Annotated in this window: 25 protein-coding genes (1 of these 25 cut by a window edge); 16 read left to right on the top strand and 9 right to left on the bottom strand. The window is 61.0% G+C overall.

From position 1 onward, the window contains the following. The first annotated feature begins 19 nt into the window (after nucleotides 1-19). A complete protein-coding gene (locus AKV04_RS00290) occupies nucleotides 20-973 on the top strand; it encodes a substrate-binding domain-containing protein (RefSeq protein ID WP_054004492.1) in 954 nt (317 codons plus the stop codon). A gap of 344 nt (nucleotides 974-1,317) precedes the next feature. On the opposite strand, the gene AKV04_RS00295 is transcribed toward AKV04_RS00290, so the two are convergent. Continuing rightward, nucleotides 1,318-2,112 (bottom strand): uracil-DNA glycosylase family protein, encoded by a 795-nt coding sequence (locus AKV04_RS00295; protein ID WP_054004493.1) that lies wholly within the window; start codon nucleotides 2,110-2,112, stop codon nucleotides 1,318-1,320. 125 nt (nucleotides 2,113-2,237) lie between these two features. After that, nucleotides 2,238-4,403, bottom strand: a complete 2,166-nt coding sequence (locus tag AKV04_RS00300; protein ID WP_054004494.1) for a heavy metal translocating P-type ATPase — start codon at nucleotides 4,401-4,403, stop codon at nucleotides 2,238-2,240. A gap of 91 nt (nucleotides 4,404-4,494) precedes the next feature. On the opposite strand from AKV04_RS00300, the gene AKV04_RS00305 reads away from it, so the two are divergent. Then, complete coding sequence (locus AKV04_RS00305) at nucleotides 4,495-4,932, top strand: MerR family transcriptional regulator (protein WP_054004495.1); 438 nt, start codon at nucleotides 4,495-4,497, stop codon at nucleotides 4,930-4,932. Nucleotides 4,933-4,979: 47 nt separating this feature from the next. On the opposite strand, the gene AKV04_RS00310 is transcribed toward AKV04_RS00305, so the two are convergent. Genes AKV04_RS00310 through AKV04_RS00330 form a run of 5 tightly spaced genes read right to left on the bottom strand, consistent with a single transcriptional unit; the run spans nucleotide 4,980 to nucleotide 10,284 of the window. Next, nucleotides 4,980-5,786: an ABC transporter permease gene (locus AKV04_RS00310; protein WP_202905536.1), complete on the bottom strand. Its 807-nt coding sequence runs from the start codon at nucleotides 5,784-5,786 to the stop codon at nucleotides 4,980-4,982. 1 nt (nucleotide 5,787) lies between these two features. Further along, nucleotides 5,788-6,654 carry an ABC transporter permease gene (locus AKV04_RS00315; protein ID WP_054004496.1) on the bottom strand — a complete coding sequence of 289 codons (867 nt, stop codon included), beginning with the start codon at nucleotides 6,652-6,654 and terminating at the stop codon, nucleotides 5,788-5,790. 3 nt (nucleotides 6,655-6,657) lie between these two features. Next, the gene (locus tag AKV04_RS00320) at nucleotides 6,658-7,713 is read right to left on the bottom strand and encodes an ABC transporter ATP-binding protein (RefSeq protein WP_054004497.1); all 1,056 of its coding nucleotides are present in this window, start codon (nucleotides 7,711-7,713) and stop codon (nucleotides 6,658-6,660) included. A 56-nt stretch (nucleotides 7,714-7,769) separates the two neighbouring features. Further along, a complete protein-coding gene (locus AKV04_RS00325) occupies nucleotides 7,770-8,912 on the bottom strand; it encodes an ABC transporter substrate-binding protein (RefSeq protein ID WP_082351461.1) in 1,143 nt (380 codons plus the stop codon). Between the two features lie 55 nt (nucleotides 8,913-8,967). Continuing rightward, nucleotides 8,968-10,284 carry an aspartate aminotransferase family protein gene (locus AKV04_RS00330; RefSeq protein WP_202905537.1) on the bottom strand — a complete coding sequence of 439 codons (1,317 nt, stop codon included), beginning with the start codon at nucleotides 10,282-10,284 and terminating at the stop codon, nucleotides 8,968-8,970. A gap of 81 nt (nucleotides 10,285-10,365) precedes the next feature. On the opposite strand from AKV04_RS00330, the gene AKV04_RS00335 reads away from it, so the two are divergent. Continuing rightward, entirely contained in the window at nucleotides 10,366-11,262 is an 897-nt protein-coding gene (locus AKV04_RS00335) for a LysR family transcriptional regulator (protein WP_054004498.1), read from the top strand. A gap of 6 nt (nucleotides 11,263-11,268) precedes the next feature. Here the strand turns inward: AKV04_RS00335 and AKV04_RS00340 are convergent, their stop codons facing one another. Next, entirely contained in the window at nucleotides 11,269-12,174 is a 906-nt protein-coding gene (locus tag AKV04_RS00340) for a LysR family transcriptional regulator (RefSeq protein WP_054004499.1), read from the bottom strand. A 118-nt stretch (nucleotides 12,175-12,292) separates the two neighbouring features. Here AKV04_RS00340 and AKV04_RS00345 point away from each other — a divergent pair, with 118 nt between their 5' ends. Genes AKV04_RS00345 through AKV04_RS00365 form a run of 5 tightly spaced genes read left to right on the top strand, consistent with a single transcriptional unit; the run spans nucleotide 12,293 to nucleotide 16,467 of the window. Further along, a complete protein-coding gene (locus AKV04_RS00345; RefSeq protein ID WP_054004500.1) occupies nucleotides 12,293-13,006 on the top strand; it encodes a LamB/YcsF family protein in 714 nt (237 codons plus the stop codon). Between the two features lie 11 nt (nucleotides 13,007-13,017). Next, entirely contained in the window at nucleotides 13,018-13,251 is a 234-nt protein-coding gene (locus AKV04_RS00350; protein WP_054004501.1) for an acetyl-CoA carboxylase, read from the top strand. Next, the gene (locus tag AKV04_RS00355; RefSeq protein WP_054004502.1) at nucleotides 13,251-14,624 is read left to right on the top strand and encodes an acetyl-CoA carboxylase biotin carboxylase subunit; all 1,374 of its coding nucleotides are present in this window, start codon (nucleotides 13,251-13,253) and stop codon (nucleotides 14,622-14,624) included. The genes AKV04_RS00350 and AKV04_RS00355 overlap by 1 nt, the downstream gene beginning before the upstream one ends. Nucleotides 14,625-14,633: 9 nt before the next feature. After that, nucleotides 14,634-15,509 carry a 5-oxoprolinase subunit B family protein gene (locus AKV04_RS00360; RefSeq protein ID WP_054004503.1) on the top strand — a complete coding sequence of 292 codons (876 nt, stop codon included), beginning with the start codon at nucleotides 14,634-14,636 and terminating at the stop codon, nucleotides 15,507-15,509. Beyond that, complete coding sequence (locus AKV04_RS00365; protein ID WP_054004504.1) at nucleotides 15,499-16,467, top strand: 5-oxoprolinase subunit C family protein; 969 nt, start codon at nucleotides 15,499-15,501, stop codon at nucleotides 16,465-16,467. Before AKV04_RS00360 ends, AKV04_RS00365 begins: the two co-directional genes overlap by 11 nt. A 36-nt stretch (nucleotides 16,468-16,503) precedes the next feature. Here AKV04_RS00365 and AKV04_RS00370 read toward each other — a convergent pair whose 3' ends face one another. Next, nucleotides 16,504-17,448 (bottom strand): AraC family transcriptional regulator, encoded by a 945-nt coding sequence (locus AKV04_RS00370; protein WP_054004505.1) that lies wholly within the window; start codon nucleotides 17,446-17,448, stop codon nucleotides 16,504-16,506. A gap of 254 nt (nucleotides 17,449-17,702) precedes the next feature. Between AKV04_RS00370 and capB the strand changes: the two genes are divergently transcribed. The 8 genes from capB to msrP all read left to right on the top strand — a co-directional run. Further along, nucleotides 17,703-19,487, top strand: coding sequence for a caprolactamase subunit beta (gene capB, locus AKV04_RS00375; RefSeq protein WP_054004506.1), 1,785 nt, complete (start codon nucleotides 17,703-17,705; stop codon nucleotides 19,485-19,487). A gap of 12 nt (nucleotides 19,488-19,499) precedes the next feature. Then, nucleotides 19,500-21,581, top strand: coding sequence for a caprolactamase subunit alpha (capA, locus tag AKV04_RS00380; RefSeq protein ID WP_054004507.1), 2,082 nt, complete (start codon nucleotides 19,500-19,502; stop codon nucleotides 21,579-21,581). Next, nucleotides 21,578-22,342 (top strand): ABC transporter ATP-binding protein, encoded by a 765-nt coding sequence (locus tag AKV04_RS00385; protein ID WP_054004508.1) that lies wholly within the window; start codon nucleotides 21,578-21,580, stop codon nucleotides 22,340-22,342. Before capA ends, AKV04_RS00385 begins: the two co-directional genes overlap by 4 nt. Continuing rightward, nucleotides 22,339-23,073, top strand: a complete 735-nt coding sequence (locus AKV04_RS00390; RefSeq protein WP_054004509.1) for an ABC transporter ATP-binding protein — start codon at nucleotides 22,339-22,341, stop codon at nucleotides 23,071-23,073. Before AKV04_RS00385 ends, AKV04_RS00390 begins: the two co-directional genes overlap by 4 nt. Then, nucleotides 23,073-23,975, top strand: a complete 903-nt coding sequence (locus tag AKV04_RS00395) for a branched-chain amino acid ABC transporter permease (RefSeq protein ID WP_054004510.1) — start codon at nucleotides 23,073-23,075, stop codon at nucleotides 23,973-23,975. The genes AKV04_RS00390 and AKV04_RS00395 overlap by 1 nt, the downstream gene beginning before the upstream one ends. A gap of 1 nt (nucleotide 23,976) precedes the next feature. Beyond that, nucleotides 23,977-25,059: a branched-chain amino acid ABC transporter permease gene (locus tag AKV04_RS00400; RefSeq protein WP_082351463.1), complete on the top strand. Its 1,083-nt coding sequence runs from the start codon at nucleotides 23,977-23,979 to the stop codon at nucleotides 25,057-25,059. Next, complete coding sequence (locus AKV04_RS00405) at nucleotides 25,056-26,243, top strand: ABC transporter substrate-binding protein (RefSeq protein ID WP_054004511.1); 1,188 nt, start codon at nucleotides 25,056-25,058, stop codon at nucleotides 26,241-26,243. The genes AKV04_RS00400 and AKV04_RS00405 overlap by 4 nt, the downstream gene beginning before the upstream one ends. A 370-nt stretch (nucleotides 26,244-26,613) precedes the next feature. Next, nucleotides 26,614-26,997, top strand: the 5' portion of a protein-coding gene (gene msrP / locus AKV04_RS00410) for a protein-methionine-sulfoxide reductase catalytic subunit MsrP (protein WP_054004512.1). 516 nt of this gene lie beyond the right edge of the window; only the first 384 of its 900 coding nucleotides appear in the window; the start codon lies at nucleotides 26,614-26,616; its stop codon lies beyond the right edge, outside the window.

Raw genomic sequence — 26,997 nt, forward strand, 5'->3', positions numbered from 1 at the left:
AACCAAAGGGAGGAATAAAATGCGTAAAGGACTACTTAGCCTTGTGACTGTCGCCGCGATGGCAATGGGCAGCACGGCGGGCTTTGCCGAGGACAAAGCCTATACGATTGGCGTCTCGATCCCCGCAGCCGATCACGGCTGGACCTCTGGCGTGGTGTTCCATGCCAATCGTGTGGCGGAAGTATTGATGGCGCAGCATCCGGGGCTGAATATCATCGTCAAAACTTCGCCCGATCCGGCAAGCCAAGCGAACGCGCTGCAAGATCTTGAAACCCAAGGCATTGACGCGCTGGTGATCCTGCCAAGCGACCCCGATCCGCTGGTGAACTCGATCAAAGAGATCAAATCCAAGGGCACCTTTGTGACCATCGTTGACCGTGCGCCTTCGGTGAATGACGATTCGGTGCGCGATCTCTATATCGCTGGGAACAACTATTCCTTGGGCGAAACCGCAGGCAACTACATCAAAGCCACCACCCCGGACGCCGAAGTTGTGGTGATCCGTGGCCTGCCAATCCCGATTGACCAAACCCGTCAGGATGGCTTTGACAAGGCCATCGAAGGCTCGGGCGTCAAGGTGCTGGACCGTCAGTTCGGCAACTGGAACCGCGATGACGCCTTCAAAGTCATGCAGGATTACCTGACCAAATTCCCGAAAATTGACGTGGTTTGGTGCCAGGATGATGACATGGCCGTCGGCGTGTTGCAGGCGATTGAGCAATCGGGCCGCACCGACATTCAATATGTTGTGGCGGGTGCAGGCTCGAAAGACATGATCAAGAAGGTCATGGATGGCGACAAGATGATCCCGGTTGACGTGTTGTACCCGCCAGCCATGGTCGGCACCGCGCTGGAGATGACGGTCGCCAACCTCTACGGCCAAGTCCCGATGCGCGGCACCTTCACCTTGGACGCAACGCTGATCACCAAAGACAACGCGAGCGCCTACTACTTCCCCGACTCGCCGTTCTAAGGCCGGGGCAACGGGAGTGAAACGCGCCTGCCCATTCGCTTGGGCAGGCGTTTTGCATTCAGACCCGTTCCCCCATCCCGCCTGCCAAACAAACCACCCAAGCCCGGAATCAAGGGCGAAGCCCGCCGGGCAGCGCCCGACCGCCCCCTCGGGCGGGCGCTATTGCAGCGTCACCAGCAGAATCTCTGGGGAGGAGGCTGATACATAAAGTGCCTAAGACATCTGTTGCAGCGCCCACCCGGCGGTCAGGCGCTGCCCTGTGGTGGTTCGATGCCATCGCACATAAAGCCTTAATTCAGCCGCAGAAATTTTCAGTCTAAGCCTGCGCTGCAAGCCCATTTTGCTCAACGAGCCGCTGACATATGAGAAGCGGATGACGTTGATAGGGGAAGTTCTAATCCAAAAATGTCACGGCAATACCGATCAACCTTCGCTTCAAGCCGACCTTGCGGTGTCTCGCAGTACCTGCGCGCTGCACCTTCCTTCGCCCAAGCTGCGGAGGACCCTCGCGCCGTTGGATGGCGCTCGTGCAAAACGGGCTTTTTCAAGTTGAATCTATCAAGAAGATGCCGCGCGCGATTGCCAAAGGCTACAACGTGATCTGGCTTGAACAATTCCACTTCGCGAAGCAATACCTTGCCACAAATGTCATAGAGGTGCGGATCAATGGGCGCTTCCTTCGCATACAGCTTCATCGCGTCAGTCACCCAGACATCATAGCCATTCTCAACACAGCGCCGGATCAACTGCCAGAGAACGCCATAATGGCGACGAGACTGGCGCAAGTAATCACTGTCAATTCCAAAGAAAGTGCCAACGGTGATGCCCGTTTGAACGCCATTGCGGAGAGGGTCTTGCGCGCAAAACATCACGCGACCGCGCGTTGGGCGGTCTGCGGATAGCAAACACGGCAGATCGTAGCCAGCGACATGATTGTCGAATGTTGCTAGAAGATCATTCGCATAGGCCTCGGTGGGAACGACAGGCATATTTCGCCCTTGGGCATGACCCTCATGGAAATCCATGCGAAGGCCATCTGAGATTGCCGCCAACGCTTCGGGTTTGAACAGCAAGTCTTGCGAGGCGATCAGGTCTTCCCAAGGCGCATGATTAAACAAGATGTCTGCGTCATATTTCATTGGTGTTATCCTTTTCACGTCTCGGGACATAGTTGGCATCCTATTCAAACCTTAACGACTCCCTAACACCCACCCCCTAACCCCTTGAAATTCCATTCGTCCGCACCCTGTCCACGCGTGGACACTCACCCACCCCTCCGAGGATCCCGCGCCAGCAGCCGCATCGCGTTCAGGGTGACGAGCACCGTGGCCCCGGTGTCGGCCAGCACGGCGATCCAGAGGCCGGTCAGGCCGAGAACCGAGGTGATCAGAAACACCGCTTTCAGCCCCAAAGCCACCGCGACGTTCTGCCGGATATTCGCCATCGCGGCCCGAGACAGCCGGATCATCGCGGGCAAGTCGGTCAGCTTGTTGCGCAGGATCGCGGCATCTGCGGTTTCCAGCGCCACATCCGTGCCCGCCCCCATCGCCACCCCAACGCTGGCCTGCCGCAGCGCTGGGGCGTCGTTGATGCCGTCGCCGACCATCATCACGCCACCCTCAGCCGCCAGCTTTTGAATGGCGGCGATCTTGCCCTCGGGCAGCAGCCCCGCCTGCGCTTGGATGCCCAACCGATTGGCCACCGCCGTGGCAGAGCCGAGATTATCCCCGGTCAGCATCACCGCCTGCAGTCCCAGCGCCTTCAACTGCTGCAAGGCCTCGGCGGCCTCAACCCGAGGTTCATCGCGCAGGGCCAGCAGACCAAGGGCAACGCCGTCGCGGGTAACCTCCACCACTGTCTTGCCGTCCGCCTGAAGCAGGGCCACTGTAGGGTTCGCGGCATCGGCCACGCCGACATGCACCAGTGCGCCCTCGACCATGGCTTCGACGCCCTTGCCGGGAAACGCGCGGGCGTCATGGCTGGCGAGCAGGGTCAGGCCGTCAGACTTGGCTTGCGCGAGGATCGCCTTGGCGAGCGGATGGGTGGAGCCGGCTTCAACCGTCGCCGCCAGTTGCAACAGGGTGATCGCCGCGATGCCCTCGGCGGGCAGGGTGTCGGTCAGCACCGGGCGGCCTTCGGTCAGGGTGCCGGTTTTGTCCAAAGCTACGGTGTGCAGGTTTGCCATTGCCTCGATCACCGCGCCGCCCTTGATCAGCAAGCCGTGCCGTGCGCCCGTCGAGAGTGCGGCGGCGACGGCGGCGGGGACCGAGATCACCAGCGCGCAGGGGCAGCCGATCAGCAACAGCGCTAGCGCGCGGTAGGTCCAAGTGCCCCAATCCGCGCCCATGGTCAGTGGCGGCAGCAAGGCGACCAACAGCGCCACGCCGACGATGGCGGGCATATACCAGCGGCTGAAACGGTCGATGAAGCGTTCGGTCGGGGCGCGGGCGGCTTCGGCATCGGCCACCATCTGGGCGATGCGGGCGAGGGTGCTGTCGGCGCTGGCTTTCACCACACGAACGCGCAAAACGGCTTCGGTGTTGATGGTGCCCGCCAGCACGGCGGCCCCCGGCCCTTTGGTCACCGGAAGGCTTTCGCCGGTCACAGCACTTTCGTCGATGCCAGAGATGCCCGAGACGATTTCGCCATCCACCGCCATCCGATCACCGGGGCGGACCTGGATGATCTGACCGGGCTTCAGGGTTTCGGCGGCGACTTCGTGGCTGTGGCCGTCATGCTCTAGCAGCGCCGTCGCGGGCACAAGTTTGGCCAAAGCGCGGATGCCGTCGCGGGCCAAGTTGGTGGCGACACCTTCCAGCAATTCGCCCACCGCGAACAGGAATACCACCAAGGCGGCTTCCTCGGCGGCACCGATCAGCAAGGCCCCGGTTGCGGCGATGGTCATCAGCATTTCGATGGTAAACGGCATCCCTGCCCGGAGTGCCGCCAGCGCTTTGCGCGCCACCGGCAGCAGCCCGACTAGGCAGGCCAGCGTGAACGCCCAAACCGCGTGGTCGACAAGAAAAGTCCATTTCGCGATCTGAGCGGCGGCCAGCAGGATGCCGGTGAAAAATACCAAGCGCGCCTTGGCGGTATGATACCAGCGCTGATCCGTTGGCAGATCGGCATGGTTGTGAGAGCCATGATCGGCGTGGGTCTCGGTGCCGTGCTGCTCTGTCGGGGCCTCGGGTGCCGCTACGGCGGGCGCGGTGATGCCATAGCCCAGTGCCTGCACGGCGCGCTCGACTTGGGCGGGCAGGGTGGTTTCGGGGGCAAGTTGCAGCCGCAGGCGTTCGTTCATCAGGGTGATTTCTACGCCGCTGACCCCCGGCAACCGTTCCACAGCGGTCTGAATTTTGCGGCTACAGGCCGCGCAATCCATACCAGTGATGCGCCATTCGTGTGAGTCGTTGCCGGATAGTTCAGTCATTTCAGCCTCTTGCGTTCTTTCGGCACGTCCCTTGCCGTCTTTGAACCCTAAAGCTAATGTCTCTAGTAACTATAGCTGCAAGAGGTTTCTCATGCTGACCATCGGAAAATTGGCCGCCGAGACCGGGGTGAAGGTGCCGACGGTGCGCTATTATGAGCAGATCGGCCTGCTGCCACCGCCCGAGCGCAGTAGTGGAAATCAGCGACTGTACGGCCCCCTCGCGCGGCAACGGCTGGCGTTTATCCGGCACGCCCGCGCGCTGGGCTTTCCGCTGGAGGCGATACGCGATTTGCTCAGCCTGTCGGATCGGCCTGAACTGCCCTGTTCTGCCGCCGATGCGATTGCCAAGGCGCAGCTTGCCGCCGTGCAGGCGCGGATCGCGCAGTTGAAGGCGCTGGAGCAAGAGTTGCAGCGCATGGTCATCCAATGCGCCCACGGCACCATCGCCGATTGTCGGGTGATTGAGGTTTTGGGCGATCATGGCCAATGCGCGCATGATCATCACACTGTGCCTGAGGCGATGGAGTGAAGGACCGCAGCCGCGCCACGGTCCCTCATTTGATGCCGCGAAGGCGCTCAGACGGGCGCGGTTTTCGTGTTTCGTGCCTTGAGGAACAACACGATGATCGCCAAGAACACTGCCGCATTGATGATCGTCGACAGCGCGTAAAGCTCGGGTTTCACGCCGTAGCGCAAAGCGCCCCAAGCCACCGAGGGCATCGTTGGCGTCGCCCCCAGCAAGTAGAACGAGATGTCCAAGCCGTTCAGCGCCAGCACGAACGCCACGATCAGGCTGCCCATGATGCCCGACCATGTCAGCGGCAGCATCACCTCAAGAAACGCCCGAAACGGGGTGGCACCGCAGACAATCGCGGCCTCGTTCATCCGCCAATCGTATTTATACAGCATCGCCGCCATGATCAGGAAGCAGAAGCTGAAGCAATGCACCGAATTGGCAATGATCGCCGTCACCATGTTGCCCTGCAAGCCAAACACCAGATAATACAAGGACATGCTGGAAATCCCCAGCAGGATTTCAGACACGAACAGCGGGCCCGCAAAGAACACTGCGTAGAACAGTGCCCGCTTGCCAGCAAAGCGCAGCACGCCGATGGTGGCCAGAAACCCCATCACGGTGGAAAGCACGGCGGTGCAAGAGGCGATGATCAGGCTGTTGACGAACGCGCTTTGGTAGATCGAGTTGGTCGCAAGGTTGACATAGCTTTTCGGGTTGAAGTTGGGCGGATAGGGAAAGTTCGGGTGGTTCGATAGCGAGGCGAACAGGATATGCACGATCGGCATATAGAGGAACACATAGGCGGTGATCAGGATCAGACCCATGGTCCATTTCGCGGCAAAGTCTTTCAGGCTCATGCTGTCCATCTTAACGCTCCATCCCGGTAAATCCGGTTCGCCGCAAATTGACGCCAAGGCTGAGGATCACCAGCGCCGCGATTGAAAACAGCACCAGCACCACGCCCATTGCGGCCCCCAAGGCCCAAGTGCCGGATTCGCCGAATTGCTGCGCCATCGACATGCCGTAAAGCGTGCCGTTGGGGCCGCCGAGAAAGCGCGGGGCGAGGGAGGCTGACAGGGTGGGGATGAAGGATAGCAGAAAGCCGATCATGGTGCCGGATAGGTTCAGCGGCCAGATCACCTCGGAAAACACCCTTAGGCGTCCGGCTCCGCAGGCGCTGGCTGCCGAGGCCAGCCGCAGGTCGAAGTTCAGCAGGGAGAGGTAGATCGTGGTGACGGTCATCGGCAGGTAGAGATAGACGAAGGCGATGAACGTGGCCGAGTTGGAGTACATGATGAACCGCAGTGGGGCCGCGCCCAGCCGCATCAAGGCGCCGTTGATCAAGCCGGTTGGGCCGAGCATGCCTTGGAGCGCGATCAAGCGGAGCACCTCGCCGGATAGAAACGGCACCGCCAGCAGGAGCGAGAAGATCAGCTTATAGCGCCCGCCAAAGCGCACGATGAAGAAGGCGATGGGCCAAGCGACGACGACCAGAAACACCGAGACCAGAATGGCCATCAGCAAGGATCGCAGGAAGAAGATGATATAGGCGCTCTCGGTGGCAAGCGTGACATAGTTCAGCGTCGTCCAGTCGCGCACGATTTTGTAATTCGCGGTCTGCCAGAAGCTGAGCACGACCAGCGCTACTAGGGGCAGCACGAAGAACAGCACGAGAAACGTGGTCGGGATATACAGGAACACCCGTTTGCGGGCGGCGGCGTTGGGTTCTGACATCGCTTAAGCCTCCGCCGGGAAAATGTGGGCAAGGTTGGCGTCCCATGTCAGCGCGATTTCCGCGCCAATCGCATGCATGTCGGGGCGTTTGGGTTGCACCGCGATGATGCGGGCCTTATTGGCGGCTTCCAGAATGAATTCGACAAACGGGCCGCGCAGCACCACGTCGATCACTTTGCAGGCGATACCGGGTGTGCCTGAGGCCCCCAATGCGAAGCGTTCGTTCTTCACAAACACGCTGACCCGACCCGCCGCCACCGGGGCGCTGGGCGAGAATGTATAGCCGTGTTCGGGGATATTGACCGTTGTGCCATCGGATACGCCATCGAACCGGGTAGCGCGACCAACAAAGCGGGCGACGAAGGGCGTGTTGGGGTGGTCGTAAATCTCTTGCCGCTCTCCCAACGCTTCCAGCTTGCCCTTGTTGATCACCGCGACGCGGTCGGACATCGACAGGGCTTCTTCCTGATTGTGGGTGACATAGATGAACGGGATGCCGAGTTGCTTTTGATAGCGGCGGATTTCCACCTCCATCTCTTGGCGCAATTCGCGGTCTAGGTTGGCCAGCGGTTCATCCAGCAGCAGTAGCGTCGGGTTGGTGACAAGGCCGCGCCCCAAGGCGACGCGTTGTTGCTGGCCGCCGGACAGCTGGTTCGGGTAGCGATCCATCAAGCCGTTCAGCGACAAGATGCCCTCGGCCCAATCGAGGCGATCCTTGATCTTGGCGGGGGTTTCCTGTGTCATCCGCAGCGGGAAGGCGAGGTTTTCGCGGACCGTGCGATGTGGGAACAGCAGAAATTCCTGAAACACCATGCCGATGCCGCGTTTATGTGGCGGCAAGGCGGTCACATCCTGACCCTTAAAGAAAATCCGCCCCTCGGATGGGCGATCCAAGCCCGCGATCAAGCGCAGCAGGGTGGATTTGCCCGATCCGCTGGGGCCAAGGATGGCAATGAATTCGTGTTTGGCGATGTCGATGCTAAGGTTGTGCAACGCTTTCACCGGGCCATAATGCCGCGAGACGTTGTCGATTTTGATATAGGCGCTGGTGTCCGTCATAAAGCTCTACCTGTTTTGGGGCGCTGCGGAGGGCCGCAGCGCAGAATGCAAAAAGATCAGGCGGCCTGAACGTTGGACCACACGCGTTCCCATTTCTCGGGCGAGGAGGGTTGATCGAACATGAACAACCCGGCGATTTCAGACGAGCGGTCCATCAGATACAGTTTGCGTTCTTCTTCCGTCGCGGTGGCGCGCAGATCGACGGTGGTGGAACAGCCCGCAACTTCACCGATGCGCTTCATCACCGGGGCCGAGATCATGGTATCGACGAAGGCGTTGCACAGATCCATCTTCTCGCCATCGGCAACCCCCGTGGTCACCAGCCAAGTGTCAACCCAGCCCAAGCCGCCCTCTTTCGGCTGCAAAGTGTGTCGGAAATCGCCTTTGGTCATGCCATCGGTCGCGGTCAGCAATTGGCGGTACACTTGGGCGAATTCGGTCGCCGCCACCACAGCGCCGCTTTGCAGCAGTTGGAACAGCGTCGGATTGTCCTGATAGCGGGTCAGCAGCAGGCCTTTCTGCTGGATCAGCAGCTTTTCCACCCCGGCCATTTCGTCATCGGTCAGCACATAGGGGTTGAACGGCTTGCCATCCGGGCGCGGTGCCTCGCGGGTGCCCATCTCGGCGGTGACAAGCAGGGCCGCAAGCGCGATGTTTTCCTCAAACCGCGATGAGGTCGACAGACGCCCGGCCCAAGCCTCATCAAACATGCAGGTCAGGCTTTGGGTCTGATCGGGGGCGACCACGGCGGCGTCATAGGTGATGCCATACGCGCCCCAGCAGAACGGGAAGCCCACTTTCGCGCCCGACACAGGATCGGTCAAAACCGTGAACGCCTCGGCGGCGAATTCCGGCAGATAGCCCGCCGTGCCTGCGACCTTGGTGTAATCCACCGCCCGGATCAGGCCTTCACGGAAGTAAAGCTGCGGCCAGAAACCATCGGCTTGCACCAGATCAAACTCGTTCGCGCCGCCGACGCGCAGCTTGTTATAGGCCTCGGAATTGCCATCGAAGAACGACGGCACCAGTTTCACCTGATGCGTGTCCTCAAAGGCGGTGACGACATCGGGCAGCAGATAGGCCTCCCACATCAGCGCCCGCAACTCGGGCGTTGCCGCCCAAGCCGGGCGCACGAAGGGGGCGGAAAGCGTTGCGGCTGCTGCCGAGGACAGAACCGCGCGTCTGGTTAGTTTGGTCATGGTGTTCCCTATTGTTTTGCGACTCCGTTGTGGAGTTCGTGGTTATTCCGGTGGGTTAAGCGATGCCGTCAGCCTCGATGCTGCCCAGAACGGCATCGAATACGTCCAGCGCATGTGACATTTGCGCGTGGCTGCAATCCAGCGGCGGTTTGATCTTGATCAGGTTGCCAAGGCCCGCGTAGCGGCTTTCGCCAAACAACACGCCCTTTTCAACACCGCGTTTATAGACTTCTGACGCGGCTTTCGGCGCGGCTTCTTTGGTGGCGCGGTCCTTGACCAGTTCGATGGAGACGAACAGCCCCGGCCCGCGAATATCGCCGATCAAAGGGTGACGTTCTGACATCTCATGCAGCCGTTGCGTCGCGTAGGCACCAAGCGCACGCGCCTTGCCGCACAGATCGTCGGCAATGATCGCGTCAATCGTCGCCACCGCCGCCGCCATCGCCACCGGGAACTGCCCGAAGGTCAGCGCATCTTCGCCGGATGAAAAGCCGTTCAGACGGTCACTCGCCATGATGCCCGCCAAGGGAAAACCGCCGCTGACGCCTTTGCCGAAGGTCATGATATCGGGGGTAACGCCGTAGTAGTCGGCGGCAAACATCTCTCCTGTGCGGCCAAAGCAGCTTTGAATTTCGTCAAAGATCAGCACGATATTGTGGCGATCGCAGACATCGCGCAGGCCTTGCAGAAACGCTTTGCCGACGATGATATGACCGCCATTGCCCAAGATCGGCTCGATAATCAGCGCCGCCACACCGCCATCGACGCCCTTGGTGATGGTGTCTTCCAGTAGGCTTAGGCACATCCGGGTTTCGGCCTCTAGGTCCATGCCAAAGCGCGGGCGATAGCTGTCGGGATGCGGCACACGGGTGAAGCACTGCGGCTGCAAGGCGTGGAACGGGTTGTTCGGATGCGGCCAGCTTGCCGCCATCGTGGCCAGCGACCGGCCATGATAACTGTCTTGCATCACGATCACATTGCGCGCGCCGGGTCGGTTTTTGAACGCCAGTTTCAGCGCCATTTCCACCGCAAGGCTGCCATGCAGGCAATAGCCGATGCGGTTCAGATCGCCCGGCGAAATCTCGGCCAGCTTGGCGGTCAGCTTCAAGAGCGGGATGGTGTTGAAGTTGGGCCGGGCATGGGTGATGTCGCGCAACTGGGCGATGGCGGCCTCGACCACGCGGGCGTCGTTGGCGCCAAGGCTGTTCGACCAGGCCTGCGAGGTGCAATCAAGATACTCGCGGCCCTTGTCGTCCCAGACCAAAGAGCCTTTGGCTTTGACCAAGGTGATCTTGCTTTTGTCGCCTTCGCGCGGGTCGTGGATCAGGGCGGTTTTGCCGCGTTCCATCAGGGCTATTTGGCTGGTGTCCATTGGGCTGCTCCTTGCATAACTTGCTTGGATTATTCAGCAAGACTGCTTGACAACAAGGACGATTAGCTGATGAATTAATTCATGGCGCTTATTAATATCCACTTCCGGCATGTGCGGGCGTTCCTGACGGTGGCGCAGGAACGCAGCTATGTGCGCGCCGCTGAGAAGCTGTTTGTGTCGCAACCGGCACTGTCGCAGACCATCCGGCAGTTCGAAGATACCGTCGGATTTGCGGTGTTCGAGCGCACCACCCGCAGCGTGAGTTTGACGCCTTTGGGGGCGGCATTGCTGGCTCATGCGGAACGATTAAGCGCGCAGATGGATAGCTTTCACGCCGAAATTGGCACGCTGCAAAAGACCATCAAGAATGAGCTGCGCGTCGGCTATCTGATTGGCACGGCTTTAGAGTTTATCCCCGATATTGTGCGCGAGTTTAAGCAGCGCCACCCGGAATCGGTGCTGGAATTGACCGAGTATGATTTCAGCGATCCGACGGCGGGCCTCGCTTCCGGCAAGGTCGATTGCAGCATCGTGCGCCCGCCGCTGGGCATCGCAGGCATCGCGTTTGTGGAACTGTCGCGCGAGCATTGCGTGGTCTGTCTGCCCACCTGGCATCGCCTTGCGGACCAGTCCACCGTCACCCTGAATGACATTCTGGACGAGCCGATCATCGCCGCCCCCGGTCAAAGCATCTGGCGCGATTATTGGATCGCCAGCGCCCACCGGGGCAATCGTCCGGCCAATGTTGTTTATGAAGCGGCGACGGTTGAATCCGAATTGCACGCGGTGGCGACCGGGCGCGGCATCAGCATCACCGCCGACAGCACCGCGCGGTTTTACGCCCGCCCCGGTGTGATCTTCAAACAGATCGTCGATATGCCGCACAGCGTCATCGCCATCGGTTACCGCGAGGGCGCCAATCGCCGGGTCCGCGATTTTGTCTCGGTGGTCGAGGCTTTGTTGCGCGGCAAGGCTTGAACCCGCTTAACCGCCGCCCCCCATCGCCACCGACATAAAGGCGCGGAACACCGCGGCGGTGGCGGTCAAGCCTTGCGATTTGCGCCACGCCAGCCCCACATCCATGCTGGGGATCGGATCAGCCAAGGCGCGCAATTCAATCCGCTGGCCTTCCAGCGACCAAGGCCGATACACCATGTCGGACAGGATCGTTACCCCCACCCCATTGGCGACCATCGAGCGCACCGCCTCCACCGAACTTGTCGCAAAAGCCACCGAAGGCGCGAACCCGGTTTTCGCCCAATAGCGGCTGGCGGTATCCTTCGCCTCATCCACCGTCAGCATGATATAGGGTTGCTGCGAGACATCGCGCAAAGTGATCCGCTCTTGCGCCAGCAACGGGTGATCGGTTGACAGCCACAGCCGCCGACGCGAGCGCAACAGGGTTTCCTGTTCCAGCCCGGCGGTGTTGGCTAAGTTTGACACCAGCATCACCGCCATATCGAGACTGCCCGTCGCCAGCCCTTCCTCAACCGCAAGCCGGGGCATCTCCATCATCTCGATCTGAATATCAGGATGGGCGCGGCGAAAGCGGGCGTAGTGGCGCGACATGAAATAGCCCGCGACGGTGTAGGTGGTGCCCAAGCGCAGCCGCCCAGACACCTGCCGATCCTGTCCCAGCGGCAGACGCTCGGCATCTTCCACCGCCGCAAGGATATTTCGGGCGTGGTTGAGGAATCGCGCGCCCTCAATCGTCGGCACCACACCTTGTGCGGAGCGGTCAAACAGCCGCACGCCCAGTTGCGCCTCTAGCCCCTGAACGGCGGTGGTGATCGCGGATTGCGAGATGTTCAGCTCCATCGCGGCATGGCTGATCTGCCCGGTTTCTGCCGCCGCCATGAAATAGCGCAACTGTTTCAAGGTCAAAGCCATGGCCGCCTCCCGCTGTGCGATGAGTATCTGAACTTTAGATAACACACCACAAAAAACGATATTTTACAATATAAGGCACTCGTCGCAGGCTGACCTATGTCAACGCCTTGGGGGGACTATGGCTGTAACCATCAACTGTGACATGGGCGAAAGCTACGGGCTGTATCGGATGGGCGATGATGCCGGAATGATGCCATTCATCGACATTGCCAACGTCGCCTGCGGCTTTCACGCCAGCGATTTCGACCACATGCGCGCCACCGTGCGCTTGGCTAAGAAACATGGCGTCAAGGTCGGGGCGCATCCGTCTTTGCCCGATCTGCAAGGCTTCGGCCGCCGTGAGATGAAGATGGGCCGCGAGGAAATGGCCAACTGCATGATCTACCAGATCGGCGCTTTGTGCGGATTTCTGCGCGCGGAAGGGGTCGAGCTGAACCATATCAAGCCGCACGGCAGCCTCTATGGCATGGCGGCGCGGCAGGAAGATATTGCCCATGCCGTCTGCGATGCCGCCGATATTTTCGGCGTGCCACTGCTGGGCATGACGGGCACCTTGCACGAAACGATCTACCCCGCGCGCGGCCATAGCTTTATCGCCGAGTTCTACGGCGATCTGGAATATCGCCCTGATGGCAGCCTGATCGTCACTCGTGAGCATGACTCCAAAGATCCCGCGCTGATGGCCGCCCGCGTGCGCCGTGCGATGCAGGAAAACCTTGGTACCGCCATAGACGGCAGCGACATTCCGGTGCGCTGCGATACGGTGTGCATCCATTCTGATACGCCGAATGCCCTCGACATCGCCCGCGCCGTGCGCGCCATTCTGACTTAACGGAGGCCCCTATGCCCGTCATTCAATCCCCACTGCCCGGCACCTTTTATCGCTCATCTTCCCCGGAAACCCCGCCGTTCAAGCAGGATGGCGATGCGGTCGCAGTGGGCGACGTGATCGGGCTGATCGAAGTGATGAAAAGCTTCCACGAGGTGAAATCCGAAGTCGCGGGCAGCGCCATTACCTTCGTGACCGACAATGAAGACCCGGTAATGGCGGGCGCGGTTCTGGCGGAATTGTCCTGATGCTGAAAAAGCTTCTGATCGCCAACCGGGGCGAGATTGCGGTGCGGATCATCCGCGCGGCGCAGGATCTTGGGATTGCCACCGTCGCGGTCTATTCCGACGCCGATGCCACCGCTTTGCATGTGCAACTGGCGGATGAAGCGGTGAACATCGGCCCTCCGGCGGCGAAGAAGAGCTATCTGAACATCGCGGCGATCCTGAAGGCGGCGGTGGATACGGGCTGCGATTCCGTGCATCCCGGTTATGGATTCTTGGCTGAAAACGCGAGCTTTTCCGATGCGGTGACGGCGGCGGGGCTGGTGTTTGTCGGGCCTTCCGGCGATGCGATCCGGTTGATGGGCGACAAGGTGGCTGCGCGTGGGGCGGCCCATGCGGCGGGGGTGCCGATTGTGCCGGGATCAATGGGTCGGGTCGATGGCATTGTGGCTGCGCGCCACATCCTGATCGACACCGGCTTTCCGGTGATGATCAAGGCCGCAGCGGGCGGTGGCGGGCGCGGCATCCGCATTGCACAGGACTTGGCCGAGTTTGAGCACGCCTTCCCGCAGGCACAGGCCGAGGCTTTGGCCGCTTTTGGCGACGGTGGGCTGTATATGGAAAAAGTAATCACCAAAGCCCGGCACATTGAGGTGCAAGTGCTGGCCGATGGCACCGATGCGATCCATTGCTTTGAGCGCGAATGTAGCCTGCAACGCCGTCGCCAAAAGGTGTGGGAAGAAGCCCCATCAATGGCACTGTCCTCGCATCTGCGCGACGCGCTGTGCAGCAGCGCCGTCCGGCTTGCGCTTGCCGTCGGCTATTCCGGCGCGGGCACGGTGGAATATCTTTACGACGAAGACGCCAACCAATTTTACTTCATCGAGATGAACACGCGGATTCAGGTCGAACATCCGGTCACCGAGATGATCACCGGGCTTGATCTGGTCGCCGAAATGCTGCGCATCGCTGGCGGAGAGCCGTTGCGGCTCGCTCAAGCGGATGTCACCGTCAAAGGCCACGCCATCGAAGTGCGGCTGAACGCCGAAGACCCCGCCCGCGATTTCGCGCCCTTCCCTGGCACGGTCGAGTCTTTGCGCATCCCCGGCGGCCCCGGCGTGCGGTTCGATTCGATGCTGTATCCCGGCTATACCGTGCCGCCGTTCTACGACTCGCTGCTGGCCAAGCTGATCGTCCACGCCGAAACCCGCGAGGCTGCGATCACCCGCATGGCGCGGGCGCTGTCGGAATTGCAGATCGACGGGCTGAAAACCACCAAGCCGCTGTTTGCAGCACTGGCCGCCGACCCTTCCGTTCAGGCAGGCGATTTTCACACCCGCTGGCTGGAGGGTTGGCTTGAGGTCAACGCCGCCCGCCTGACCCCCCTTCAGCCATAGGAGAAGCCCATGTCGATCCGTTTCAGCTTTGGTGGTGACGAACATATCTTCGCGGAAGTCTCGGAAGAAATGTCGCTGGAAGCGTTTTTCACCAGCCTGTCGATGACCAATGCGGTCAAACAAGCGGGCATCCGCGGCGTGACCGAGATTTGTCCGGCCAATGCCAGCTTTCAGGTGAAATACGACCCCGACCAGATCAAGCCCAACGACCTTTTGCGCGAATTGCAGTCGATGGAGGGGGCGGCCAGCAAATCTGACGCCACGCTGAAAACCCGCATCATGGAAATCCCGGTCTATTATCAAGACCCGTGGACGCATGAGACTCTGATGCGGTTCCGCGAGCGTCATCAAGACCCCAAGGCCACCGATCTGGAATATGCCGCAGCGGTGAATGGCCTCGGCTCGGTCGAGGATTTCGTGCAGGCCCATTCCAGCCAGCCGTGGTTCGTCTCGATGGTCGGCTTCGTGGCGGGGCTGCCGTTTCTGTATCAGATGGTGGAGCGCAAGCGGCAGTTGCAGGTGCCAAAATATCTGCGCCCGCGCACCGATACGCCCAAGCTGACCATCGGCCACGGCGGCTGCTTTAGCTGCATCTATTCGGTGCGCGGGGCGGGCGGCTATCAGATGTTCGGCGTCACGCCGATGCCGATTTATGACCCCAATCAGCAAGTCAGTTACCTTCAGGATGAGATGTGCCTGTTCCGCCCCGGTGACATCGTGAAATGGAAACCGATCAACCGCGATCAATATGACGCGGATATCGAGGCGGTGAACGCCAATACATTCCTGCCGACCATCCGCGAGGCCAGCTTTTCGCTGACGGATTTCAACAAGGACATCAACGGCATCAATGCCAAGCTGATGGAGGTTCTTCATGGCCGTTAAGATCATCTCTCCCGGCCTGTCGACCACCGTCCAAGACCTTGGCCGCCCCGGTTACTACCACCTTGGCATCCCGATTTCGGGCGGGATGGACCGCTTTGCGCTGCGCGCCGCCAATATGCTGGTCGGCAATGATGAAGGCGCCGCCGTGCTGGAAGCGGTGTTCATGGGGCCGGAGATTGAGTTCACCCAAGCTGCCACAGTGGCGGTGACGGGTGGCGAATTGCCGCCGAAAGTCAACGGCGACGCGCGTGCGACGTGGGAGGCTTTTCCCGTCAAGGCCGGTGACAAGCTGTCGTTCGGTTTCCTGAAATCCGGCGCGCGGGCGTATATTGCGATCTCGGGCGGCGTTGATGTGCCGATGAAACTCGGCTCGCGCTCTACCTATACGTTGGGCGCGCTGGGCGGGCATGAGGGCCGCGCGTTGAAGGCTGGTGACACGCTGCCGCTGGGGCAGGGTGGCACGGGTAAAGGTGCAATCCCCGCAAATCTGCGGCGTGGTCCGGGCAATCCGGCAGAGTTGCGGATGCTGCCGGGGTTATACTGGCATCGCATCACCGCCGAGGCGGGCAAGCAGTTCTTCGCCGACACCTGGAAGGTCGCCCCCGAGGCTGACCGCATCGGCTACCGCTTCAAAGGCGGCAAACCGCTGGATTTCGTGCCCCGCACGCCACCGTTTGGTGCGGGATCGGACCCGTCGAATATCGTCGATGCCTGCTATCCCTATGGCTCGGTACAAGTGCCATCCGGCACCGAACCCATCGTTCTGCACCGCGATGCCGTGTCGGGCGGCGGCTATATGATGCTGGGGACGATCATTTCCGCCGATATGGACCTGATCGGCCAGTTGCAGCCGCACAGCCCGGCGCGGTTTGTCGAAGTGACGCTGGATCAGGCGCTTGCCGCGCGGCACGACCGCCAAGCCGCGATTGCCCGCGTCCGCGATCACTTGCAGCGCTAAGGAAAGGGGGAAGCGATGGATATCACCGTTTCCCCTTCAGCCCTGCGCCCGCGCCTCTTTCGGGCTGATGCCATAGCGCTGCCGAAACGCACGGCTGAACTGCGCCTGATCGGCAAAGCCGCGGGCATAGGCGATCTCGCCAATCGCGCGTTTGTCGCGCGGGTTGCTCAGATCTTCGCGGGCCGCAGCCAAGCGCTGATCCCTGATCCAACTGCCCAAGGTCTGATTGGTGTCGCGCAGCAGTTCGTGCAGATAGCGCACCGAGACGCCACAGCCCGCAGCCACCTCATCCGGCCCCAGATCGGGGTTGGCAAGGTGACGGCGCACAAAGCTCTCGATCCGCGCCAGATGCGCCATCCGCACGGTCGATCCGCCCGAACTCAGCACCCGTTCATCCGACTGCAGGGCCAGCGCCAGCAAATCCGCCAACTGCCGCCCGACCGTGCTGCGGGCCTCTTCGGTCATCGCGTCATAACGCTGCGGGATCAGATGCACCATGTCGACGAACAGGCCGTTGGCGCCGTTGGTGGCATCAAACTGCAAGCTGCAAAACCGATCCGGCGCGCGCACCCGACCGCCAAGCATGGCCAGCGACAGCTTCATTACCCACAGATCGGCGGGTTCGGCATGGCTGAACTCGTAGGGTTCATGGCTACGCTCGATGAAAAACGCGCCGGGGTTGGCGCGCACCTCGCGCCCGCCTTGGGCAAACAGCAATTCCGATTTCGCGGGCAGGGTGACCAGAAACTCCTCGGGGCCCTGCACCTGCAAATGTTTGGGCAAGCGGCGATACATCAGCGCGTCAGAGGTCAGGCGCGACAGCGACACCTCACCCAACTGCCACATGGTCAATTCGCCATCAAATGCCTCGGGGCGACGAAAGCTCAGGTCCAGCGGGAAATAGGCCTGACCGATTGCCTCGTGCCAATGACGGCTGCGCGCGGCCAGATCGACGCCTTTGGTGGTGATGGTGGTCTTCATCGCAGCCCCCCGGGTTTCACCAATCTGGCCACGCAATATTCTTTCTGTAAAGCGCCGCGTTCGCGCAATTTGTCAAAATGCGCTCTGCGACAAAAACCCATGCACCCTCTGCAAAGACGCCAGCCGCCCGCGCCGCCTAGCCTGACCGCTGCAACGGTGCAGAAGACGCCGCGCAACGGGGAGTTTCGGCGATCACAGCGGGCATTTTGCCCGACCGCCTCCCTTTTGCGCCGCGCATTTGAAGGGGAATAGGCATGGCCAGCGCCACCACATCCGCCACGAAGGTTGATCCGATCACGCTATCGGTTGTTCGCGGCATCTTGGAAACCACGCAGCGCGAAATGACGCTGTCGCTTGAGAAAACCGCACGCTCGTCGGTGTTCAATCTGGCGCACGACTATTCCACCGCGCTGTTCAATGCGCGGCCCGAGATGATCTTGCAGGGGCAGGATATTCCGATCCATCTGGGCAGCCTGATCCCGGCGATGAAGGTGGTCGCGGGGTATTTTGAGGGCGACATCCACGAGGGCGATCTGCTGATCCACAACGATCCGGCTTGGGGTGGCAGCCATGCGATTGACACCTGTTTTTACAAGCCGGTGTTTTACAAGGGTAAGCTGAAGTATTGGACCGTCTGCAAAGGCCATCTGACCGATATCGGCGGCCCGGTGCCTGCGGGCTATAACCCCAATGCCAAAGAAATCTACGCCGAATGTCTGCGCATTCCCCCGGTGAAAATCTGGGATCGCGGCGTGCCGCGCAAGGATGTGCTGAACTTCATCTTCACCAATATGCGCGCCCGCCGCGACCAAGAGGGCGATTTCAACGCGCTGATCGGGGCCTGTCAGGTGGGTGAGCGCGCTTTGATCGCGATGCTGGATAAGTATGGCGAAGACGTGGTGGACGCCTGCATCGACACGCTGCTCGACATGGCTGAAAAGCAGATGCGCAGCCTCATTTCCACCGTGCCGGACGGCACCTATGAAGGCTCGGCGATTGTTGAAGATGCCGGCCACGGCTTTGGCGATCTGACCATCACCGCCAAGGTGACGATCAAAGCCGACACTTGCCACATCGAAATCTCCAGCCCGCCGCAAATCCCGTATTTCATCAACAGCTACGAGGGCAATTCTTACTCCGGCGTTTACCTTGGCCTGATGATGTTCGCGCAACTGCCGCCGCCGTATAACGAGGGGCTTTATCGCTGCATCTCGGTCGACATGGGGCCGAAGGGCACGTTGTGTAACGCCAAAGAACCCGCGCCGCATATGAACTGCACCACCACGCCGATGGAAACCCTGACCGACGCGGTGCGCTTGGCGTTTGAGAAAGCTGTGCCATCGAAGGTTTCGGCCAGCTGGGGCCACGCCAACGGGCTGAACATCGCCGGATGGGACAAGCGCCACGACGAGGAATATGTGACGATGGTGCTGGCCACCATCATCTCGGGCGCGGGGGCGACGCCTGCGCAAGACGGCTGGCACGCCTGCGGTCCGGAATGCTGCTTTGGCGCGCTGACTTCGGGTGACGTGGAGCTGCTGGAATACAGCTATCCGATCATCATTCACCGTTACGGGCTGATGACCGACAGTGGCGGTGCGGGCAAATTCCGCGGCGGTTCCGGCACCGCATGGGAGGTGGAGCCGCTGTCCGATGACATGACCTTCATCACATTTGGCGAAGGTCGCCGCATCCCGGCAGTGGGGGCGGCAGGGGCCAGTTCGACCATGATTGATGAGAAGGTCGGGCGGCTGGAACTGGTCGAGGGCGACCATTCCGAGACCATCCGCGAGAACGTGATCAAGGTGATCAAACCCGGTGATCGCATCACCAACATGAACCCCGGCGGTGGCGGCTATGGCGACCCGATGGATCGGGCGGTGGAAAAGGTGGTGTGGGATATCAAAAACGGCCTTGTTTCAGTGAAGGGGGCAGAAGCCGATTACGGCGTGATCGTCAGCGATGCCGAAAGCCTGACCGTCGATATGGCGGCAACCGAAACCCTGCGTGCGCGTCGTCGCGCCGTGGCAGCGAACTAGGAGGGCGCCGCGATGAAAACCGATTACCGTTTGGGCATTGATGCCGGTGGCACCTTCACCGATTTCGTCCTCGCCGACCAGACTGGGCAAGTCCGGCTGTTCAAGGCGCTTTCGACCCCACAAGACCCCACCTTGGCGATCAAGAATGGCCTTGCGCTGATGACAGAGGAGTTGGGGGTTTCGGCCACCGAGATCATCTCGAACTGCGATCTGTGCATCAACGGCACCACCGTTGGCCTGAATGCGCTGATCCAGCACAAGGGCGCGAAAACCGGGCTGATCTGCACGGCGGGGCATGAGGACTCGCTTGAGATCCGCCTTGGCCATAAAGAAGACGGCTACCGCTATGACCCCGATTATCCGCCCGCCACCATGCTGGTGCCGCGCTATCTGCGCCGGGGCGTGCGCGAGCGTATCCTGTCCAACGGTGAAATCCGCACCCCGCTGACCGAAGCCGATGTCCGCGCCGCCTGCGAGATTTTCCTAGCCGAAGGGGTGGAAACCGTGGCGATCAGCTTCGTCTGGTCGGTGCTGGACCCAACCCACGAACGCCGTGCGGGCGAGATTGTGCGCGAGATGATGCCGGGGGTGATCCTGACGATGGGGTCGGAACTTTATCCGCAGGTTCGCGAATACACCCGGACCTCAACCGCCGTCGTCAACGCCTACCTTGCACCGATCATGAAGCGCTATGTCACGGCGGTGGATGCCTATTTCCAACAACTCGGCGCGAAACAACCCGTGCGTTACTACCAATCCAACGGCGGCCTTGCGATTGGGCAGGCGATGACCGACCGCTCGGTTTACGCCATTAACTCCGGCCCCGCTTCGGCCCCCGCCGCTGGCCTTTATGTTTGCGCCCCGTTCGGCAAAACCGATGTGATCACGGTGGATATGGGCGGCACCTCGTTTGACATCACCCTGACCAAAGACGGCTCGACCAATATCAACAAGAACATCGACTTTCTACGCTACCGCATCGGCGTGCCGATGATTCAGGTGGAAACCCTGGGTGCAGGCGGCGGCTCTATCGGTTGGATTGACGAGATGGGCCTGCTGCAAATGGGTCCGCAATCGGCGGGCTCCGATCCGGGGCCTGCCTGCTATGGCCAAGGCGGGCAACTGCCGACGGTGTCGGACGCCAACATCGTGCTGGGCTATCTGAACCCCGATGGTCTTGTCGGCGGCCGCCTGCCGCTGGACGCGCAAAAGGCCTACGACGCGGTAAAAAGCATCGCCGATCCCTTGGGCCTGACGGTCGAACGCGCCGCCTATGGCATGTTCACCATCGTCAATGCCAATATGGTCAACGGCATCCGGCGCGTCACGATTGAGCGCGGCTATGACCCGCGCGATTTCGTGCTGGTGGGGGCCGGGGGTGCGACGGCGGCGCATATCACGGCGCTGGCCGCAGATATGGGCATCGACACCATCGTTCTGCCGAAACTCGCCTCGGGCCTTTGCGCCTTTGGTCAGATCATCTCGGACGTGAAGTATAACTACATGGCCACCGCCGTGTTGCGGCTGGACAATGACGCGGCCTATACCCGGATTGACCAGTTGTTCACCGAGATTGAAGCCCAAGGCATCGCCCATCTGCAATCCGATGGCTTTGCCGCAGGCAACACCATGATCAAGCGCAGCCTTGATATGCGCTATGTTGGGCAAGTGCATGAATGCACGGTGGAAATCGGCAACTTCCTGGTGAATGCGCAGACCATCGACCAGATCAAGCAAGCCTTCCACGCCCGCCACGAACAGCTTTACACTTATGCCGAGCCGCATTCGACAGTCGAGGTGGTGAACATCGAAAGCACGGTTTACGGGCTGGTCGATAAGCCGAAACGGATGCACATCGCCCCCGGTAAAGCCGCCGATCAGGCGATCAAGGCCTACCGTGACGCGGTGTTCTCTGCCGATGGCAGCCGCATTCGCACGCCGATCTATGAGGGCGGCGCTTTGGGGGCGGGGGCGGAGATCGCAGGCCCAGCGGTGATCGAAGAAGTCACCACCACCATCGTCATTGAACCGGGTTGGAGTGCCACACTCGACGCCTCCGGCTCTTACCTGATCACCCGCAAGGAGAAGCCATGAACCAACTCAGCGCAGACAAGCTGTCGGTTGCCTTCGCGGGGCTGAAAGCCCTGTCGGATGTCGATCTGACCATCACGCCCGGCCAGATCACCGGGCTGATCGGCCCGAATGGTGCGGGCAAAACCACGCTTGTCAATGTGCTGACCGGGTTTCAAAGCCCCACGGGCGGGGCGGTGTCGCTGAACACCGCCTCGGCCAAACTGAATCTGTCGGGCCTGAAGCCGCATGAAATCCGCCGCCGGGGTATCGCCCGCACCTTTCAGGGCGGGCGGTTGTTCCGCGATCTGGCGGTGATCGACAATCTGGAAGTGACGGGCGTGGGCCTTGGCCAATCGCGCAGCCGCGCTCGTGCCGAAGCCGCCGCGATGCTGGATTGGATCGGCATCGGCGCGTTGCAAAACCGCATCGCCGGAACCCTGCCCTATACCGATGAGCGCCGCGTTGCGATTGGCCGCGCCCTGATCGGCAAGCCTGCGTATATCCTGCTGGATGAACCCGCCGCAGGCATGTCTGGGCCAGAGGCCGCTGATCTTGCCGCCCTGATCCGCCGCATCGCCACCGAGATCGGCTGTGGTGTTTTGCTGATCGAGCATAACGTCGGGCTGGTCCTTAGCCTGTGCGATCATATCGTGGTGCTGGATTCCGGCGTGGTGATTGAAACGGGCGATCCCACTGCCATCAAAGCCAGTGAGAAAGTCCGCCACGCCTATATGGGCACCGCCGCCGAGACCAATCTTCCGGTGTTGGAGGTCATGGCATGAGCCTGCTTGCGCTATCGAACCTGACCATCCGCTATGGCCGCCTGACGGCGGTGCGCAACGTCACCTTCACCCTGACCGAAGGCGAGATTCTGTTCATCACTGGGCCGAATGGCGCAGGCAAATCTTCCCTGCTGCGCGCCATCGCCGGGGTGACGCCGCCCGCCGGGGGCCGGATTGATTTTGCGGGCCAAGACATCACCGGTCGCGCGCCCGAGGATATCGCCCGCATGGGCCTGTCGATGGTGCCCGAGGGCCGGGAGGTGTTCGGCAGCCTCACCATCGAGGAAAACCTGCTGGTTGGCACCGGAATGCATGCCGCCACCCGCAACTGGCGCAGCCGTGCCGCGACCGAGTTGGAAGCCGTCTACGCCACCTTCCCGATCCTGAAAGACCGCCGCCATTCTCAGGCAGGTCTGCTGTCAGGTGGCCAGCAGCAAATGCTGGTGATCGGGCGCGCGCTGATGACCAATCCCCGCCTTATCGCGATTGACGAGCCGTCGTTGGGTCTGGCCCCCAACATCACCGATCAGGTTTATGAACGTTTGATCGCATTGCGCGCCCATCGTGCGCTGACCCTGCTGATTGTCGAGCAATCCTCGACCCGCGCGCAGCTGGTGGGGGGCCGGATGATCCTGATGCGGGGCGGTGAAATCCTGCTGGACGGCGATGCCCGCGCGATGGGCCAATCCGAAGCCATGCAGGCCGCCTATTTTGGATATGGAGAGCATTGATGCAAACCCTGTTTGACGCGCTCAGCCTCGGTTCGCTCTACGCCCTCGGTGCGCTGGGCATCGCGCTGATTTTCGGCGTGATGCGGCTGGTCAACTTCGCGCATGGCGATGTGATTTCGTTTTCGATCTTCGCCCTCCTGTGGCCCTCGACCGATGCCGTGGCGATTGTGTTCGCAGGCGAGTTGCCGTGGTTCGTGCTGATCCCCTTCGTGCTGGCAATGGGCGCAGGCCTGTCGGTGGTGTCGGAAATCATCGTGTTCCGCCGCTTTCGCCGCGCCAATCCGGCCACGATGATGATCGCCTCTTTCGCGCTGGGCTTCGTGATCCGCTATTTCCTGCTGATGCTGTTCTCCAGCCGCCCGAAATCGATCTCGTTGCTGCCCGCCCTCAGCCAACCCGTTGAAATCCTTGGCGCGCGGATCCCCTTGCTGCAAGTCATCACCATCGCGGCCACCATCGCCATCCTGTTCGCGCTGACCGCCTTCCTGAAACGCACCCGCTTCGGGTTAGAGATGCGGGCTGCCGCCGAAAACTTCACTATGGCCCGGATGCTGGGCGTCCGCGCCAACCGGGTGATCATGGGGGCCTTCGCGCTGTCCGGCGCACTCGCCGCCGCCATTGGCCTGATCCTTGCCGCCCAAACCGGAACCGTCGATATCCAGATGGGCGCCTCAGTGATGCTGATGGCTTTCATTGCCACGGTGATCGGGGGCCTCGGCTCCCTACCCGGAGCCGTCCTCGCAGGTTTCCTTCTCGGAGCCGCTTCGGTCGTCATGCAAACCGTGCTGCCCATCGACGCCCGCCCGTTCCGCGATGCCTTCGTTTACGGCGCGGTGATTATGGTGCTGATTTTCCGCCCCCAAGGCCTGATCGCCGCGCGCGGCACGAAAGAGAGGGTCTGACATGTCGGTCATTCGCCGCACCATTTCCACCCCGATCCTGCTGACGCTGATCCTGATCGCCATCGCTTTGATCGCCGTCGCCGCAGGCTCGCGCCCGTTCAACCAGACCGTGATCGACATCTTCCTGCGCGTCATCCTCGTCGTCGGCCTTTATATCTTCATCGGCAACTCCGGCGTGATGTCGTTTGGCCATATCGGCTTCACCTGCCTTGGCGCTTACGCCGCCGCATGGCTGACCATGCCGCCGATGATGAAGCAAACGCTGCTGCCCGGCCTGCCCGATTGGCTGATGAACACGCAACTTCCCTACTGGGCTGGAGCAATCTTCGCCGCGCTTTGGGCCGCACTCTGGGCGGCGCTGTTTGGCAAAATCCTGATGCGGCTGTCGGGCATCGCGGCCTCCATCGCCACCTTTGCCATGCTGGCGATGATCAACACGGTCTATTCCAACTGGGAGAGCGTCACCGCTGCCACCTCCTCGGTGGTCGGCATCCCGATCATCCGATCAATCTGGCCCTATCTGATCGCCGCCATCATCGCCGTGATCGTGGCTTGGCTGCATGCAATCTCGCGCGCGGGCCTCGCCCTGCGTGCCGCACGGGATGAGCCGACCGCCGCTGCCGCCTCGGGCGTCGATATCCCCAAGCAACGCCTGATCGCCTTCATTCTGTCCGGCGCGGTCATGGGCATGGGCGGCGCGCTGTTTGCCCATTCCATCGGCGTCGTCACGCCTGACACCTTCTACCTCACCCTGACCTTCACCACCCTGTCGATGCTGGTTGTCGGCGGTATCGGCAGCCTGTCGGGCGCGGTGCTGGGCGTGGTGATCCTGTCCAGCCTGATCCAGGCCCTGCGCTGGCTAGAGGCGGGCGTGACCATCGGTACCACCACCATCGCCATCCCGAACGGGCTGCAAGAGATCGCCTTGGGCATCGTGATGATCTTGATCCTGATCCGCCGCCCCGCGGGCATCATGGCCAATTCCGAACTGCGCTGGCCGCTTTCGAACCCCGAAAACGTCAGCCTAAAGAATCCGGGCGAAAACCCCGGCAATAAGCCCACCCAACAAGGAGTATCCAAATGAAAACCCTGTCAAAACTAGGACTCGCGCTGCTGAGCGCAACTGCCCTCGTCACCCCAGCGCTGGCCGATGACGACAAGATCATCGTCGGCTTTGCCACCGCCGAATCCGGCTTCATGCAGGGCTATGACAAGCCCGCCCAAGACGCGGCGATGATCCGCATCAAGGAAATCAACGAGGCAGGCGGTCTGCTCGGCAAGCAGATCGAAGTCGTTAACGCCGATACCAAGACCGACCGTGCCGAAGGTGCCAAAGCGGGCCTGTCGGTGATCGACGCGGGCGCTGATATGGTCGTGGTTTCTTGCGACTATGACTTCGGTGCCCCGGCAGCACTGGCGGCAGAAGGCGCGGGTCTGCCGTCGTTCTTCCTGTGTGCCGAGTCGATCAAGGCCGGGATTCAGGGCGTTGGCCCGAACTCGTTCTCAGCCTCGGTGCTGGCAGCGGTGCAGGGTGCCACGATGGCGGAATGGTCCTACACCAAGAAGAACGCCCGCACCTATTACCGGCTGCTGGATACCTGGACCGAGTATAACAAAGGCATCTGCGACGGCTTTGACTACATGCTGCCCAAGCTGGAGGGCGCAAGCCTTGTCGGTGAGGATACCTTCAAGAATGAAGACGCCTCGATTGCCGCTCAGATCACTCGGATCAAATCGCTGCCAGCCGAGCCGGATGCAATCATGCTGTGCACCATGATGCCGGGGGCGGTGTCTGCGATCAAACAAATCCGCGCGGCGGGGATCAACGCGATGATCCTGAACGGTTCGGGTGTTGATGGGTCGTATTGGCAATCAGCGGTGCCGGATCTGTCGAACTTCTATGTCCCAGTGCAAGGCTCGGTCTATGGCGACGATCCGAACCCGGAAGTCACCAAATTCAACGCCAAGTATAAAGAAGCCACGGGCGCGGACCCATCCACCCAATACGTCTATCCCGGCTATGTGATGATCGACGTTTGGGCGAAAGCGGTCGAGCGCGCAGGCACCACCGAAACCTCCGCCGTCGTCGCCGAGTTGGAAAAGATGAAGGATGAGCCGACCCTGTTCGGCCCGCGCACCTTCACGTCCGAGTTGCACCACCAGAACTCGGCGAAATATCTGATCGTCGATACCGAAAAGGGCAAACCCGCTGTGGTCGATAGCTGGACGATCTCGGCCCCGATCCCGGTCGCTGATCTGATGAAGTAAGAACCTGCGGGCAGCCTTGTTGATGCTTAGGCAAGGCTGCCTGTATCTGCTGCTCGGGACAGGGGGCACTTGTAATAATGCGTGGGAAATCTGCGAAACACGGCCCAAGCGGCTGTTCTGACAGACGCTGCGGCAGGGCTTTATCCTGTTTGCGCGGCAACACGGCCAGACCACTCTGCCCAAAGTCTTAATAAACTCCTAACGAACACCCCATAACTCATTGAAATTGCTGTAGAGCCTGCTTTGTCCACGCGTGGACAAAGCCCGTGGCGATATATTTCAACGCCCTGTCACAGATGTGAGATCAGATGATTTTGTCTTTTCCTGATCCTGCACCATCTTAATCCTCAAGCTTCAGAGGAGACCCGCCATGTCCTACCTGCCCGAATACACCCCCGCCGACGTCACCCCCCCACAGATGTTCCTGAACCGCCGCGCCCTGATCGCCGGAGCCGCCGCCCTCACCGTGGCCAGCCCCGCCCGCGCAGGCAGCCCCTATTCCACCGATGAGGTCCCGAATACTTTCGAGGACATCACTACCTACAACAACTACTACGAATTCGGCTACGACAAGGCCGACCCCGCCGCCTACGCGGGCAAGCTGAAAACTGACCCATGGTCCGTCGTGGTGGACGGCCTCGTCGATAACCCCGGCACCTATTCCCTCTCCGATCTGATCGCAGGCCAACCGATCGAGGAGCGCATCTACCGTTTCCGCTGCGTCGAGGCGTGGTCGATGATCGTGCCATGGCAA

Source organism: Cypionkella psychrotolerans (genome assembly GCF_001294535.1).
Classification (GTDB): Bacteria; Pseudomonadota; Alphaproteobacteria; order Rhodobacterales; family Rhodobacteraceae; genus Cypionkella; species Cypionkella psychrotolerans.